The organism is Paenibacillus nasutitermitis, from assembly GCF_014641075.1.
In the GTDB taxonomy this organism is placed as follows: Bacteria; Bacillota; Bacilli; order Paenibacillales; family Paenibacillaceae; genus Paenibacillus_Z; species Paenibacillus_Z nasutitermitis.
In genome coordinates, this window is sequence record NZ_BMHP01000001.1 from 181976 (window position 1) to 198116 (window position 16141).

18 protein-coding genes and 1 pseudogene are annotated in these 16141 nt (G+C 49.2%); all 19 read left to right on the forward strand.

Annotated elements, in window-relative coordinates; all coding sequences use genetic code 11:
* The first annotated feature begins 101 nt into the window (after window positions 1-101).
* The 19 genes and pseudogenes from IEY46_RS00765 (at window position 102) to IEY46_RS00855 (ending at window position 16116) form a co-directional block, all read left to right on the forward strand.
* On the forward strand, window positions 102-1061 hold the full coding sequence (locus IEY46_RS00765) for an ABC transporter permease (protein ID WP_188988201.1): 960 nt from the start codon (window positions 102-104) through the stop codon (window positions 1059-1061).
* Between the two features lie 74 nt (window positions 1062-1135).
* The gene (locus IEY46_RS00770; protein WP_229749975.1) at window positions 1136-2851 is read left to right on the forward strand and encodes an extracellular solute-binding protein; all 1716 of its coding nucleotides are present in this window, start codon (window positions 1136-1138) and stop codon (window positions 2849-2851) included.
* An 83-nt stretch (window positions 2852-2934) separates the two neighbouring features.
* Entirely contained in the window at window positions 2935-3846 is a 912-nt protein-coding gene (locus IEY46_RS00775; protein ID WP_188988205.1) for a carbohydrate ABC transporter permease, read from the forward strand.
* 114 nt (window positions 3847-3960) lie between these two features.
* A complete protein-coding gene (locus tag IEY46_RS00780; RefSeq protein ID WP_188988207.1) occupies window positions 3961-4974 on the forward strand; it encodes a LacI family DNA-binding transcriptional regulator in 1014 nt (337 codons plus the stop codon).
* Between the two features lie 53 nt (window positions 4975-5027).
* Window positions 5028-5987, forward strand: a complete 960-nt coding sequence (locus IEY46_RS00785) for a carbohydrate kinase family protein (RefSeq protein ID WP_229749976.1) — start codon at window positions 5028-5030, stop codon at window positions 5985-5987.
* Window positions 5984-7345: a family 4 glycosyl hydrolase gene (locus IEY46_RS00790; RefSeq protein WP_188988209.1), complete on the forward strand. Its 1362-nt coding sequence runs from the start codon at window positions 5984-5986 to the stop codon at window positions 7343-7345. The genes IEY46_RS00785 and IEY46_RS00790 overlap by 4 nt, the downstream gene beginning before the upstream one ends.
* Window positions 7346-7625: 280 nt before the next feature.
* Entirely contained in the window at window positions 7626-7916 is a 291-nt protein-coding gene (locus IEY46_RS00795) for a hypothetical protein (protein WP_188988211.1), read from the forward strand.
* Between the two features lie 193 nt (window positions 7917-8109).
* On the forward strand, window positions 8110-8943 hold the full coding sequence (locus tag IEY46_RS00800; RefSeq protein ID WP_188988213.1) for an IclR family transcriptional regulator: 834 nt from the start codon (window positions 8110-8112) through the stop codon (window positions 8941-8943).
* 269 nt (window positions 8944-9212) lie between these two features.
* A pseudogene (locus tag IEY46_RS36195) lies at window positions 9213-9788 on the forward strand (carbohydrate ABC transporter permease); the annotation flags it as partial.
* Window positions 9789-9873: 85 nt separating this feature from the next.
* Window positions 9874-10632 (forward strand): SDR family NAD(P)-dependent oxidoreductase, encoded by a 759-nt coding sequence (locus tag IEY46_RS00810; RefSeq protein WP_188988215.1) that lies wholly within the window; start codon window positions 9874-9876, stop codon window positions 10630-10632.
* A complete protein-coding gene (locus IEY46_RS00815; RefSeq protein ID WP_188988217.1) occupies window positions 10629-11408 on the forward strand; it encodes a creatininase family protein in 780 nt (259 codons plus the stop codon). The genes IEY46_RS00810 and IEY46_RS00815 overlap by 4 nt, the downstream gene beginning before the upstream one ends.
* The gene (locus IEY46_RS00820; RefSeq protein ID WP_188988219.1) at window positions 11408-11581 is read left to right on the forward strand and encodes a hypothetical protein; all 174 of its coding nucleotides are present in this window, start codon (window positions 11408-11410) and stop codon (window positions 11579-11581) included. Before IEY46_RS00815 ends, IEY46_RS00820 begins: the two co-directional genes overlap by 1 nt.
* Window positions 11578-12027, forward strand: a complete 450-nt coding sequence (locus tag IEY46_RS00825; RefSeq protein ID WP_229749978.1) for a hypothetical protein — start codon at window positions 11578-11580, stop codon at window positions 12025-12027. The genes IEY46_RS00820 and IEY46_RS00825 overlap by 4 nt, the downstream gene beginning before the upstream one ends.
* 7 nt (window positions 12028-12034) lie before the next feature.
* Window positions 12035-12343, forward strand: coding sequence for a hypothetical protein (locus tag IEY46_RS00830; protein WP_188988224.1), 309 nt, complete (start codon window positions 12035-12037; stop codon window positions 12341-12343).
* Between the two features lie 33 nt (window positions 12344-12376).
* Window positions 12377-12754: a RidA family protein gene (locus tag IEY46_RS00835; RefSeq protein WP_188988226.1), complete on the forward strand. Its 378-nt coding sequence runs from the start codon at window positions 12377-12379 to the stop codon at window positions 12752-12754.
* Between the two features lie 45 nt (window positions 12755-12799).
* Window positions 12800-13021, forward strand: coding sequence for a hypothetical protein (locus tag IEY46_RS00840; protein ID WP_188988228.1), 222 nt, complete (start codon window positions 12800-12802; stop codon window positions 13019-13021).
* Window positions 13022-13205: 184 nt separating this feature from the next.
* A complete protein-coding gene (locus IEY46_RS00845; protein ID WP_188988229.1) occupies window positions 13206-13757 on the forward strand; it encodes a 2-oxo acid dehydrogenase subunit E2 in 552 nt (183 codons plus the stop codon).
* Between the two features lie 287 nt (window positions 13758-14044).
* A complete protein-coding gene (locus IEY46_RS00850) occupies window positions 14045-14836 on the forward strand; it encodes a transglutaminase domain-containing protein (protein WP_188988231.1) in 792 nt (263 codons plus the stop codon).
* 308 nt (window positions 14837-15144) lie between these two features.
* A complete protein-coding gene (locus tag IEY46_RS00855) occupies window positions 15145-16116 on the forward strand; it encodes a phosphate/phosphite/phosphonate ABC transporter substrate-binding protein (RefSeq protein ID WP_188988233.1) in 972 nt (323 codons plus the stop codon).
* Window positions 16117-16141 lie beyond the last annotated feature (25 nt).

Here is a 16141-nt window from a genome sequence, read left to right on the forward strand (position 1 = left end):
AAGCGCTTAATTATCTCGAATAACCGATAATCAAGTTCATTACGGATCGATATGGAATCGCTACCATAGAAAAAGTCTGAAACTGGGATGGTGATTCAACAATGCAAAAGGGGATGCCGCAAGCATCAATGCGCGCTGTGCCGGTAAAACCAAAATCAAGTCTCATGTACAGAATAATGAAGCATAAAATCCTGTATCTGATGCTGCTGCCATGTATCGCATTTTTCATCATTTTCTCTTATATTCCAATGGGCGGCGTCATCCTGGCCTTTAAGGAGTATCAGTTCAACAAAGGCATTTTGGGCAGTCCATGGATCGGATTCGAGTATTTTAAAGCCTTCTTCAGCAATTACCAGAGCGGGCAATTGATACGCAATACGCTGCTCATAAGCTGCATCAAAATGTTTCTCGGACTTCCGTTTCCGATTTTGCTGGCTTTGATGTTTAATGAAATCCGCAGCAAACGGTTCCGCGGCATTACGCAAAGCATCGCCTACCTCCCGCATTTCCTGTCCTGGGTTATCGTAGTCGGCCTGATGCAGCGGATATTCGCCCCGGACACCGGTATCATCAATGAACTCATCACCTTTTTCGGCGGCGATGGCAGCACCTTCTTCATGATGGAAAGCAAATATTTCTACCAGCTGATGTTCGGCAGCCATATCTGGCAGAGCATTGGATGGGATTCGATCATTTACCTGGCCGCCATTGCCGGGATCAGCCCGGAGCTATACGAGGCCGCGAAAATCGACGGCGCCAGCAAATGGCGGGAAATCTGGCATATTACCTTGCCGGGAATGCGACTGACCATTGCCATCCTGTTCATTCTGGGTCTGGGCAACATCCTGCAGGCAGGCTTCGATCAGATCTATCTGATGAGAACGCCAGGCAATATGGAGGTTGCGGATATTCTGGATACGTACATTATCCGCGTCGGATTGCAAAACGGTCAATACGGCTACGCCACAGCAGTCGGACTTATGCAGGGGCTGATCGGCTTGATTCTGGTTATATCCGCTAACCGAGCATCCAAGAGGTTTCTTGATGAGTCTGTATGGTAGCGATACCAGTTTGTGATAAACAAAGATGAACAGCGTCATTTTTACAAAATCCACAATGGAAAGAGGAAATGTCGATGCGTACGAAATGGACAAAATGGATCACGATTCCGGTACTTGCAGGCTTGCTCCTGACCGGCTGCACAAGCAATAACAACAATTCCGGCAATAGCGGATCGTCTGAAGCGGACAAAGCCGGGAAGCCGGAAACCTGGATTGCCGACCGAACGATTACCGGCTTGCTGTTTATCGACAGCGATGATGTGAGCAAAGATATCAATCCTGAAATTGCCAAGGTCATTAAGGAAAGAACAGGCATTACGCTGCAGTTGGAGGCGGTTAATTCCAGCCGTGCGGTAGATGGCATGATCGCCGGTTTCGCTTCGGGCGACCTGCCGGACTTTATCGTATCTTATCTGGACCACAGCGCCCGTCCGGAAATGCCGGTTCTTGTTAAAGCCGCCAAAGAGGGCGTTCTCACCGACCTTACGCCGCTGATGAAGAACACCAAGGTATACAGCAATTATCTGAAGGATGATTACCTGCCGCTGGATTCGAAGAACGGAATCATGTTCCGCCCGGATCTGAACGGCTCCAGCTACTTTGTCCACATGCGGATTACCAAAGGCGAGCAGCATGAAAGCCTGAAGTTCTTCGGAGGCCCTTTTATCCGCAAGGATATTGCGGAGGCGCTTCAAATCGATCCGCGGACGATTACGAGCACTGAACAGGTGTATGAGCTTGCGAAGAAAATCAAAGAAGGCAACTTCAAAGACAATAACGGCAAAGCGGTTATCCCGATCGGACCGCAATATTGGGGCAATGGCAATCATGAGGTTGGCACCCTGTTCAGGGATATCACGTGGGGCTCGCCCGATCAGAAGTTCTATAAGAATCAGGAAGGCAAAATCATTCACGAGAGCAACACGGACTATATGATGAAACGCATCGAACTGGTTCAAAAAATGCTGGATGAGAAGCTGATGGCTGCCGACAACTATACGATGGAAGGCAACAGAGCGACGGAAGGCGCGATAAACGGTTCGTTTGCCATCATCAGCGAAATGCACAACAATCTGGATTTTAATAAAGATATGCATTATCTTCCGCTTGGACCGATCGACCGGGTGGACGGTCCTTACCAGATGGTTCGTACTTACAAGGAAGGCTCTTTTGTCTGGTCCATTCCAAGCACAACAAAAAAACCGCAGGAAGTGATGGACTTCGCCGATTTCCTGGCCAGCCGGGAAGGGAAGCTGCTCTGGCAGTATGGTCTTGAAGGAAGAGATTACACGCTGGACGATAAAGGAAACCCTCTTGTGAAACAGGAAGTGCTGGATTTGAAAGCCAAAGATCCGGAAGCTGCCAAAGAGCTGGGCTTTGAAGGAGCAGGCAACAACTGGGGCCAATATCTGGGCTGGACGGATGCCAACCGGTTCGAGGACTTTGGAGAAGCGGAATACGGGGAATCGGTTCTTCCAAGCGCATACGACGCTCAGAATAAAATAGCCGATTACTGGAGTTATGACGAGAAGAAGAAAAACGCATTGATCGTCGACGGATACCGGCCTCTGTCATTCATTAACGAATCCGCCTCGGGTACCGACCTGCAGACGGCGCTCGATAATTACAGCGACAGCATGATCCGCGCCTTCTATGCCAAAAGCATGGATAAAGCAAAAAGCATTATGGATTCGGCCAAGAAGCAGCTGCAGGCAGCAGGCCTTCAGCAGTACGAAGAACTTCTGAACCAGAAGAACAGCGATCCCAGCACGCCAATTATCACGCAATAAGCCAATCCGCATTTTATTTTCTGGAGATTAACGCTCCTGCACCCGTATGCAGGAGCGTGGCCTCATAGAAGGAGGAGAGACGCGTGGGCAACGAATTTTACAAGCTCACAGCTGGAGAGAAGCTGTTTAAATTCATTAATTATGCCATAATCATTCTCCTGTGTTTATCAATCATTCTTCCGTTCTTGAACATTTTTGCGCTTTCCTTTAATTCAGGCAAAGACGCCGAACGGGGAGGGATTTCCTTCTGGCCGAGGATGTGGACACTCGAAAACTATGAGCAGGTATTCACTTCCTCCAACATCGGAAAAGCATTCGCCATCTCTTTATTCCGGACGGTGCTGGGCACGGCAGCGGGCGTTTTTCTAACGGCAATGGCAGCTTACGCCTTAAAAAGCAAGACGCTCCCGGGCGTTCGGTTTTTTACGATGATGATCTTTTTTACCATGCTGTTCTCCGGGGGGATTATTCCTTACTACATGCTTTTGAGCAATCTGCATTTGACCAATACGATCTGGGTTTATGTCCTCCCGTCGTTGTACAGCGCATGGAATTTGATTATTGTGCGGACATTCTTTCAGCAAATCGGCATTAGTCTTGAGGAAGCGGCGCGTATTGACGGCTGCAGCGATTTCGGAATATTTATGAAAATCATTATGCCGCTAAGCAAACCTGTGCTGGCCACCATTTCCTTGTTTACCGCTGTCGGACACTGGAACGATTGGTTCACGGGCTCATTCTTCGTCAGGAGCGCCGAGCTCCGTCCGTTGTCCACGCTGCTGCAGGAAATGCTGACCAAGCAGGACGCCATACGCCAATATTTGATGACAGCGGCAGGGTCCAACCAGCAGGAGCTGCTTGCGAAAATCCAACTCACGGGAGATTCATTGAAAATGGCTACTATTATGGTCGTCGTAGCTCCGATCATTTGCGTCTATCCGTTTATCCAGAAGTATTTTGCCAAAGGGGCTATGATTGGCTCGGTCAAGGAATAAATTCAATTGTTTTTGTGGGAAAGATTGCAAATTTGGAGGAAAATTACCGGGAATTGGAGTATTCTTATAGAAAGTGTAATGATAGGCCGGTTGTCAGCAGGAAGGACGGTATACATGAAGAAACCGAAAATCAAGGATGTCGCCAAGATGGCCGGGGTGTCCACCACCACCGTTTCGCGCGTGCTTAATGGCGAGAGATATGTGAAGGATGAATTGAAGGCGAAGGTACAGCGTGTGATTGATGAATTGGGTTATTCGCCAAGCCATATTGCGAGAAGCCTCGTGAGGCAAAAAACAAACCTCATTGGCGTAATCGTACCGGATCTTACATCGAGTTTCCATGCAACCATCCTGAGCAGCATTGAACAAACGGCAAGCCGCAGCGGATATAGTCTGCTTGTATGCGATATTCATGAGGATACGGATAAAGAGCTCCAATATCTGAACATCTTCAAGGAAATGCGTGTGGAAGGCATCATTATCATGCACGAGAAGTTAAGCGACAAAATTCAGAACTTAATCAATAAGCTGGATATTCCCGTTATTTTTTCCAGTGTACGTCCTCCTGATCAGAAATTTATATCGGTTATCATAGATGATTATCATGCCGCCTACGATGCAGCCCGATATTTAGCGGGACTTGGTCATACGCGGATTGCGTTTATCGGAGGCGATATGAGGGACGTAACCTCCGGGCAAAGCCGCTATCTGGGATACCGCAATGCGCTGGAGGACAGCGGGATCGCAGTTGACGACGATTATATCCGGTTCGGCGATTACAAGCCCAGAAGCGGATATGACAGGATGAAGGAGCTGCTTGATGTGAGCCCCCGTCCAACGGCTGTATTTGCCGTGAGCGATGATATGGCGGCAGGAGCAATGAACTGCATCCATGACCAGAAGCTTTCCGTGCCGGAAGATATTTCGGTAATCGGATTTGACGGCAGTCAGTTGACTGAGCTGGTAAGGCCACGCTTATCCTCGATGGAACAGCCGATTGAGGACATGGGAAGGGTGACGGTCGATTCGCTTTTCGACCTGATACAAGGCAATGAGAAGGCGCCAAAGGAAGACTTGATTCTGCAGCATCAGCTCGTCGTTCGGGACAGCTGCAGGGCGCTCCAGTGAAACCTATTGAGTAAGGACATAGATAAGAGACTTGGAATTGGAAGAGGGTTAATATGGTGAAGAAATTCGACGCTGTTGTCATTGGCGACGCGAATATTGATTTGGTCGTAGCGGGATGCAATGAAATTCCCAAGCCGGGGCAGGAAATATTTGTTGATCAGATGATGCTGCATGTTGGCGGGGGAGCGGCTTTGTTCTCGATCTCCCTGGCCAAGCTGGGCATGAAGGTGGCTTTTAACGGAATACTCGGGGATGACGGTCACGGCCGTTATGTCCGGGAACAGTTTGTTCAATATGGTATCGATACCAGTATGCTTGAGACAACAACAGTGTTCGCAACTGGCATTACCATCGCCATCAATCCGGAAGTGGACCGTTCATTCATTACCTATGCCGGTTCCAATCAGCTGCTGGACGTCAGCAAGCTGGATCTCGAACCGATTGCACGGGGCAAGCATGTTCATCTGACCTGTTACAAAGGCAGAAGCAATCATGGAGCGGTCCTCGCACTGGCGAAGGCTCTCAAGGAAAAGGGCCTGACCTTATCTTGCGATGTTGGATGGGATGACACCGGAGAATGGTATGAAGGCATTTATGATTTGATGCGTGAAGTGGATGTATTTCTTATGAACGAAACCGAAGCGATGCATTATACCGGCCTGGAGAAGGTGGAAGACTGTCTGCAGCATATCGCGCAATATGGAAGTCACATCGTGATCAAGCTGGGAGACAAAGGAGCGGTTGCGCTCAAGGACGGGGTACGGACCTACAGTCCCGCTTATCAGGTTCAGGCTGTCGATACGACGGGTGCGGGAGACTCCTTTAACGCCGGTTATTTATATGGGTATTTAAATGGAATGGAGACGATTGACTGCCTGATTAGCGGCAATGCCTGCGGCGCATTGTCTGTCGGCTCATACGGAGGCAGCGGAGGCACGCCGGATCGGGATGGCCTGAAGGCTTTCATCCGTCAGAAAGGCAAACAATCGGAAATTCAGGAGGTCTCGCCATGAAATTAACGCTTATTGGCGGCGGCGGCGTTCGTGCGGTTTTATTTACAAAAAGTTTAACGCTCAAAGCGGAAGATGCGGGAATTACGGACCTTGTGCTGCTGGATTCCGATGAGGAACAGCTGGGGATCATCGCGAAATTATGCCGCATCGTCATTGAGCGAAGCGGGATCGCGCTGAATCTTCGGGCAACGACGGACAGCCGGGAAGCGATCAGCGGGGCGGATTATATCGTTACGACGGTACGGGTAGGCAAGGAGCATTCCCGCTACATCGATGAGCGGATTGCGCTGAAGCATGGCGTGATCGGGCAGGAGACAACCGGGCCGGCAGGCTTCTCTATGGCGATCCGGACCATTCCGGTGCTGCTGGACTATTGTAAATTAGCCAGCGAGCTTGCTCCAAACGCCTGGATCTTCAACTTCTCCAATCCGTCCGGTCTTGTTACTCAGGCACTGAGGAGCGCTGGTTACGAACGGGTCATTGGCATTTGCGATTCCCCGAGCCATACGAAGCTGCGGATGGCTGAAGCGTTGGAGATTGAGCCGGAGGAGCTGAAGGTCATATTCTTCGGGCTCAACCATCTCTCGTGGATGACCGAAGCGGTATACCGCGGGAAGGACCTGCTTCCGGAGCTGAAGAACGATGCCTCCTTTACCAGCCGGGTGGATGAGTTTAAGATGTTCGACCCCGATCTGCTGGAGTCGCTGCCCTACCTGCCTAATGAATATTTGTACTATTATTATCACCGCGAGCGTGCTTTCGCCAATATTATGAAATCCGATATGACCCGAGGACAGATGATCGCCGAAAATAATAAGGAAATGCTCGATGTGCTGAGGGGGATGGATATCGACAGCTATCCGGAGGAAGCGATCCAGACCTACCTGTATTACACGCAGAAACGCGAAGCATCCTATATGGCCATTGAAACGAACTCGACATCCAAAGCGGTGCCGGAGAAGCTGGAGCTGCCGAATTCGCTGGGCTATGCCGGTGTTATGCTGGACTTTGTCGATTCACTGCGGACCGGGAGGGAAACCAATATTGTGCTTTCCGTGCCGAATGAAGGCGCGATCGAAGGATTTGCCGACGATGATGTGGTCGAAATCTCATGCACGATTACGAAGGACGGCGCCACGCCGGTGCAAATCGGCAGCGTGCCGGAAGAGATGGGCCTGCTGATGAAGAACGTAAAGCTGTTCGAGAGGCTTACAGTTGAAGCGGTCCGGCACCGTTCACGCGACCTGGCCATCAAGGCCCTTGCCGTCCATCCATTGGTCAATTCCTATTCGCTGGCCAAGGCGCTGGCAGACGATTATTTGGAAGCCTATCGCGATATTCTTGGGGAGTGGACGTAACAACGCCCGTCCCGTTTCCGCCCGTTCATGGGAGGAACGATGAAAGAGAATTCAATTAATAACTGCTATCAGGTCAACCGGTGACATCTGGTTGGCCTTTTTTTATGCCCATTTTTGATGGCGGCAGCCGAAGGTGACGTTCTAGAATAACCGGAATCGGAATAACGTTAAATAAATTCTTATATGTGAATTTATTAGTCATATGAGAAAATTTTTTTATTCCTTTCCCTGCTGGCAGTCTTAGTAGGGGGCACTCATACCCGCCTGCCGTAAATATGTGATGCTGACCAATCGGGATTATACAGCGAGTAAAACCTTAAGCTTTAATTTCAGCCCTAATCCGGCTTCGCTTACGGAAATATCCAAAACAACCGGCCTGGAAACAGGCGTGTCCGGATATAATGCCGCAACAGGAATCCTGAATCTATCGCTCAGTCCGGGAGAAGGCCGGTTGTTTGCATTGCCTGCCGGTTTCTCGCCGGATCTCAACCTGGCCGCAGAAGCAACGGTAACGGCTTCAAGCTCTTTGGAAAGCCGGTTCGTCTTACCGGATGCAGTTTGCCGAAATTGAAATTCATTAACCATGACAAGGCTGCAGCGCGGGTGAACAGGTGCATATATGGGGAAATACGGCTTTTTCCCAGTGGACTGTGAGGGCTTTGGAAGATAAACGGTGGCGTCACAATAAGGGTTGGACAATTATAGGGAAATTGGATAAAATTATAGATAATTCATAAATGTGAATTCAATTCGGATAAAGGATGATGGCATTGGAAAAAAACTCGCCGAGAGTTAAGTCTGCCGATCGCGTTCTTGATATTTTCGAGCTTTTTACAGGTGGAACAGACACATATAATTTAACGGAAATATCCAAGAATCTCAAAATGCCTCCGAGCAGCACCTACAGCATTTTACAGAACATGCTGAATCGGGGCTATTTAGAGGTCGACAAGTCGGGTAAGCAATTTAGAATCGGATATAAGCTGTTTATGATCCAGAACCGATATACTCAGGGCACAAGCCTGAGCGATGAATTTTATCAGATTGCCGAGAAAATCGTTGACGATCTCAATGAATCGGTAAGCTTATCGGTCAGGAGAGGCGACCAGCTTCATTACATCGGAGAGAAAGTGTGCTCGCAAGCTCTGCGCTATACACAGAATCAGGGGCATACGCTCCCGCTGCATGCGACTGCTTCCGGAAAAATAATGCTGGCTGAACTGACGGCAGAGGAGCTGCGCGCCTTGTATCCGACGGATACATTGGAGCAAGTCACAGATAAAACAATAAGCAAATTTGACGATTTGGTAATGAAGCTGGAGACAGTGAAAAGCAAGGGAATAGGCTATAATATTGGCGAAACGGTTAACGGTGTGCATTGCTTAGCGAGCGGGATTTATAATCAGAATAACGAGGTTGTTGCGTCAATCAGCATCTCGATGCCGACAGTGCGGATTACCGAAGAGACTTGGGCTAAAGCCCATTACTGGATCGAAAGGGCGAGCTTTGAGCTGAGCCGAAAAGTTTATAATAACACCGATCGAACCCGTCCAAATGAAATTGATTTTCCTCAAATGCATACGCCAGAGACTAAATAGTCCAATCGATGAAAATCTAATTGGGGCGGCCTCCAGTTCAGGCCCACCCCAATTAGATTTATTTTTTGAATGAGTGAACGATAGGCGACTATTTGTGGAGATTAATTCTGTTATTCTAGGCGATGTCCATTGTTGTGCCTCTGGGATGGGTGTTATATGAATCTTTGAAAACGAACCAGGAATTTTTTGCTAATGTATGGGCCTTCCCGCAGAGGTGGGCTTGGGTCAATTACAAAAAAGCATGGGTTTCCTACGAGCTCGGCTCCACGATGTTGAATACGCTGTATTACGTGGGGGCCAGCCTGATTTTAGGGACATTTCTGACGACCATTAACGCCTATGCGCTTGTCCGGCTGGAGTTCCGGGGACGTAAGCTGATATGGTCCATCATTATGCTTTCTTTGTTCCTGCCCGGCATTAACGCCTTGATTCCCCAATATATTCTTATGCGGGATCTGCATCTGCTGAACAGCTTGACTGGCCTCGTTTTATTGGACAGCTTAGGCGAGAGCGTATTTTTCCTGATGCTGCTCGGAGGTTTCATGCTGTCACTGCCCAAAGAACTGGAAGAAAGTGCGTTCATGGACGGCGCTTCATTATTTCAATCCTTTATGCGTATTATTGTTCCATTATCCACTCCAGGCATCGTCACCGTCGCTATTTTTAAATTCCTCGGTTTATATAATAATTTCCTGGGGCCTTTTATTTATCTTAGCGATGAGAAGAAGCATACAATCGGGGTGAAAATGTATCACGCCAACCAGATTATGCAATATAAATCGGATCTGGTGACGTTATTCGCCGGCGTTACCATTGCCATGCTGCCTACCCTGATTCTTTATATTGTATTTCAGAAGAAAATAGCTGAAGGAGCAACATTGGGAGCGGTGAAAGGCCGACAACATTTTTACATACAGGAGGCTGTGACGCATGAGTTCATTGCAATTGCAGGACAAAGTGATTCTTATAACAGGAGCTCTTGGTGCTGCCGGCCAGGCGGCTATCCAGCTGTTCCTGGCCAAAGGCGCGGCAGTCGCTGCAATCGACATCAAGGATATCGGAAGCTTTCCGGAAATACATCGTTTGGAGGAAACGCACGGAACAGACCGATTCATGCATATGGAAGCCGATTGTACAAATGAAGATCAAGTAAAGGATGCCGCCGCGCAAATCAACCGTCATTTTGGCCGATTAAACGGGTATTATCACAATGCGTATTATCAGCCTTCAACATCCATAGCGGACACGTCTTTGAAGGAATGGGAGGCTTCACTGCGGGGAACGTTGACCAGCGGATTTCTCCTCTGCAAATATGCAGCACCGTATATGATTGCCTCCGGAGGGGGAGCAATCGTCAATACCTCATCCATTCTTAGCTCCAGACCGAGGGCAAACAATGCGGCTTATGGTTCAAGCAAAGCCGGTCTTGAGCAGCTGACGCGGATTATCGCGTTGGAATATGCCCCCTACGGCATTCGGGCAAATGCCGTTGTCCCCGGTGATTTCAAGACGGAGCAGCAGCTGGCGGATCTGGGCCCAGAGCATCTCGATGGAATGAAAAAAGAGTCGCTGGTCGGCAGAAGCGGTCATCCGGATGAAATTAATGAGGTAGCTGCATTCTTATTATCCGATTTATCATCCTATGTCACAGGAGCAATCTATCCGGTAAATGGAGGTCTTTGGGTATGAGAGAATGGATGCTGCACGAATTGACGCGCGAGGATATCACGAGCAAGGCCAGGAGCGGTTATGCGGTAGTTGTTCCGCTTGCTGCCACTGAACAGCATGGCCCTCACCTGCCGGTATCGACCGATAGCCTGATCTGTGAGCATATAACGACAGAAGCGATTAAGAAAGCGGCAGACCGGGTCCCGGTCCTGATGGCACCGGTGCTTTCGATTGGCTGTTCCCAGCATCATCTGTCATTCGGGGGAACGTTATCCTTCACGTCGTCGACTTACCTGCAGGTGCTTAAGGATATCGGCGAAAGCCTGGTAACGGATGGCTTCACGAAGATTATTTTTCTTAATGCCCATGGCGGAAACGAACCGATGATGATTCAAACGGCCAACGATCTTGCCGTTCGCCATCCGATCTGGACCGCTTCCGCTTCCTATTGGCATTTGGCCTCCGCGGCTTTGAAGGAAATGGGCGCGGCGGAAATTGGAATGGTGCCAGGCCACGCCGGCGGATTTGAAACTGCGGCCGTTCTGGCACTTGCACCAGAGCAGGTTCAACGGGATCGCATTCAGACGACGCATCCCGAAAGGGAATGGATTACCAAAGGCAGACCCGGAACCTTCCTTGGCAAGCATCGGGAGCTGACCGGGGTGGATGGATATACGGATGCTCCTTACAAAGCAACTGCTGAAGCAGGCAAAAAGTATTTGTCTTGCATCGTGGATTGCGTTGCGGAGTGGCTGACAGCCAGCGTTCAGGAAATGGAGAAAGGAAGTGGAGCATAATGGCGGAAAATTCTGCTATTCCGGGTAAGGCTCCGAAATGGGCAGCCGTTATTGTTACGGAATACACCTTCAATTCTCATGCAGACGTCATTCTGGGCAGGCTGCTGGGCGATTTACGCCGCGGATTGAAGTGGCCGCCATTTATACGGACCAGGTTCCGGAGAACGACATGAGCAGGGAGCGGGCAGCCTCCCGGGGAGTGCCCATCTACGCAACCATCGAAGAAACGCTGACCAGAGCCTACACGGATGGCGGTTTGGACGGCGTCATCATCATTGGCGAGCATGGGGATTATCCGGAGGATCAATACGGCCGGAAATGGTATCCTCGCCGTCGTTTTTTTGAAGAGGTGCTGCGCGTTTTAGACAGCCTGAAAGAGACAACAATACCGATTTTCTCGGACAAACACTTCACTTACAACATAGAAGATACGGTGTGGATGTACAACGAAATTCTTAAGCGGAATCATCCTTTTATGGGCGGGTCCTCCATTCCCCATGCTCCGCAAATGCCGGCTCTTGATAGCGATGGACCGCAAGGAATGGCCGGAAGATTTGATGATGGGCGCACTGGCTTTGTTTGGCAAAGCCGATTCCGCGCACCCGAGGCATTCGGATGAAAAAACGGTGTTGTTTATGGTTCATTATGTAAATGGCTCCCGGGGCTATGTCATTCAGCAAAATACCTGGATTGACCGCTGGGGATTTGCTTGCCGCTATCATTCAGGCGAAGTTCATTCCGCAGTATGCATGAGCGATCTGGAACGACCGTTCGGGCATTTCGAAACCTTAACGAAAATGATTGAAGATTTTATCATCTCCGGGGTGGAACCCTTTCCTGCGCAGCGGACTTTTTTCACCAGCGGCATGATTAATTATGCAATGGAATCCTTATATGAAAGAAAACGGATAGAAACCACAGAATTGCTAGTTTGACAGAACAACAATTGGACGGAGGCAACCATACTCATGAATGATGAATCAACATTGTCACGGCTCGCTCCCAAACCTTTTTCAAGCTCGGTTCAGACTGACTCCTGCCTGTATATTTCCGGACAGGGCGGACTTGATCCCTTAACCGGTGATGTCGTGGGCAAGGATATTGAATCTCAGACTATATCGACGATGGAGCATATCCGCAGAATATTAACCGAGTCAGGGTTATCCTTGAAGCATGTCGTTAAAGTGAATGTCTATTTGACGGATAGAAGCTTGTATAACGAGTTCAATGAGGTATACGCCCGTTTCTTCGAAGCGCCTTACCCTGCAAGAACGACGATCTATTGCGACCTGAATTACGATCTACTGGTTGAAATCGATGCCATTGCGACGGTTGAATTGAAGTAAGATGTTTGGTCATGATTAGCTCTGGCGGCGTTTGGAGGAATGGTTATGGAACTCTATCAAGCACAAACGTTTACTGCCCCTTTTCTGTTCACCGGTGGGATTGAAGGTCCTGCCTGTGATCGGGCCGGGAATATATACGCGGTCAATTATTCAACCCAGGGAACCATCGGAATTGTGTCTCCCGAGGGACAAGGACGCGTATTCATTGAATTGCCGGGAGGAAGCGTCGGCAACGAAATCCGGTTTGGCAGCCGGGGGGAGATGTAAATAGCCGATTATACCAACCACAATGTTCTCAAAGTGGATATGAATACGCTGAAATGTTCGGTTCACGCCCATGAGCCCTTGATGAATCAGCCCAATGATATCGCCATGACGAGCGATGATATTATATTTGCCAGCGATCCGGATTGGGGCAGCGCAAAGGGAAACCTGTGGAGAATAAACCGGGATGGAACAACGCATTTACTGGATTCCAATGCTGGATTTTGTTATTCAGGCTGTGGGCCGTACATTAAGACAGGTCCCTCAGGTGAACGTTTCTTTCTGTACGGAACCGGGCGGGTCGTATATCCTGGAGCATCAAGAGGTCCATATCGGCCTGGCCGTTTCCAAACCGGACGGTCTTGTCGTGCCGGTTATACGCCATGCGGACCAGTTGTCTCTTGTTGAGATCGCCAAACAGAGACATATTCTTGTCGGTAAAGCCAAAGCGGGCACATTAAGCGCCGGTGAGATGACGGGCGGCACGTTCACGATTTCCAGTCTTGCTTCCTTTGAGATTGCCGAATTTACAGCGCTCATCAATCCGCCGGAGGCGGGTATTCTGGCAGTCGGTATGGCCCTGAAGATCCCGGTTGTTGTGGGCGATGCGATTGAGGCGGCCACCATGATGGATTTGAATGCTGCTTTTGACCATCGTCCTTTGGACGGGTCTGACGGAGCCAGGTTCATGCAGCTGCTTACGCGTCAATTGCAAAGTGACCGCTGGAAATTGGTCTGAGAAGGGGAATATTCTTTATTTGAATCGTATATAGACTAAATTGGCTGTCGGGATTTCTCGACAGCCTGATTAGCGTCATCGAGGTGGCGAAGCGGTTCAGCGGACGAATTATGTTAGCGCGGCTGCTGCCAGTTCCGGCGGAACACAAGAGGCGTATGGCCGTCGCGTTCTTTGAACAGCCGGATGCTCATCATCAGCCTCGCGATGAAGATTAATTGCCCGAATGCTTTATTCCCTATTCCATGTTAGGTATAATGGAACAAAATGGAGCAAATGGGAGGCGGGTAATGAGCAGGCTTCTTTCAACGATCGGGTTAATCCTCATCCTGTTTACTTTTGCACTCGGCTCGAATTTCAGCTTTACCAGGGTGGAGGCTGCTTCTCAATTATCCTCATTGGAGGAACTGAAAGCCCATATCGGGCAGCAGCTGCTTCTGCAGAAGACCGAGATAAAGATCGATTATTCAGGAAATAAAGAAGAGCTTTCCGCTTCAATAGCTGATCTCCTCAAGGAAGCTGTTGAAGCGGATGACTATACGGCGTATATTATTGATTCGTATTTGTATGCCATACATGCCTGGCGAGGAAGCGCCGATATCAAGCTGACGGTCAAATATCGGGAAACGCCGGCGCAGAAGCATATGGTGGAAGAGAGAGTCAATAAGCTGCTGGTCCATTTGATCCAAACTTCTATGACCGGGCAGGAGAAGGTGAAGGCGATTCACGACTGGATCGTGCTGAATTTGGCATATGATAATGATTTGGCACGTTATACCGCTTATGAGGCCCTCACCTACGGGGAAGCGGTATGCCAGGGATACTCTCTGCTCATGTACCGGATGCTGACCTCGGCCGGGATCGAATCGCGTATCATCGAGGGCAAAGTCGGGGAGATCAGCCATGTCTGGAATTTGGTTAAACTCGATTCCAGGTGGTACCATGTGGATGCCACCTGGGATGATCCCACTCCCGATCGTCCCGGCACTGTCAACTACAACTATTTTCTGAAAAGCGACAGTCAAATGCGGGCCGATCATCAATGGGTCAAGCCTTATCCGGTCGCAGCGGTAAGTTTTTAAAACACTCAAAACACCACAATCCAAATAGAAACGCAGAATCTTTCTATCTAACTGTTGCTCTTAAAAGGGACAGCGCCGCATGAAGCGGTGCTGTCTTTTATTATATTGTCTTGTATTTCTCCTGCTGTTGTTTAGCAGCTAGCCCGGCAGTCGGTCGGATACATATCGGTAGGCTTCTTTTGTGTAAGCTCTCCTTTATTCAAATACGCTTATTTGGCATAGCGGTACCTATACCGGACCATACTAGGTTTACATAATCGTTTGAATTTATGAGTGGATGTGAAAAAAGAAATAACCGGAGGGACATTATGTTTAAGCGATTCATGCAAGTCAGTCTGCCGTTGCTTGTTGTTCTGCTGCTTATAAGCGCTTGCGGAAGCAAAACCAACACTGCCCCTGGCGGCGCAAATCAGCCAAATGCGGGGAATGGTTACGGCAATGCCAACCCAAGCGGCTATATTCCGGAAACATTGACCGTTCAGTTCGTTCCTTCCACGAATGCGGATACGCTTGAGGCCAAAGCCAAACCGCTGGAGAAGCTCCTGATCGACAAGCTCGGCATTCCCGTGAAGGTTAGCATATCCACCGACTATAACGTCATTATAGAAGCGATGGCTTCCCATCAAGTGGATGTCGGCTTCCTGCCGCCAACCGCTTATGTCTTAGCCAAGGGCAAGGGAGCGGCAGAGGTCATTTTGCAAGCCCAGCGTTATGGACTTCAGGATGAAACCGGCGCGCCAACATCAGAGCTGGTTGATTTTTATAAATCGATGATTATTGTCAAGAAAGACTCACTGATCAAGACCGTTGCGGATCTCAAAGGAAGGAAAATCGCTTATCAGAATGTCACGTCATCCTCGGGTTTCGTCTGGCCCGCGGCCCTGCTGATGGATAACGGGCTTAGTCCGTTGAAGGACGTACAGGCTGTGACCGTCAAAGGCCATGACCAGGGCGTCATTGCCGTGCTCAATGGCGATTTGGACGCCGCTGCCGTGTTCCAGGATGCAAGAAATAAAGTGAAGCCCGATTATCCTTCGGTGTTTGAGAATACAAGAGTGCTGGCGTTTACCAAAGGTATTCCCAATGACACCGTATCCGTCCGTGCCGATATGGATCCGGCTTGGGTAGAGAAATTGCAGAAGGCTTTCATCGATATTGGCAAGGATGAGGCAGGCCATGCCATTATCAAGGATATTTATTCTCATGAGGGTTATGTCAAATCGGATGACAGCAAGTTTGACATTGTCCGGGAATATAACGAAAAGGTGAAAACGGAATAGAAGACTTGAACATCAAAGGATGATA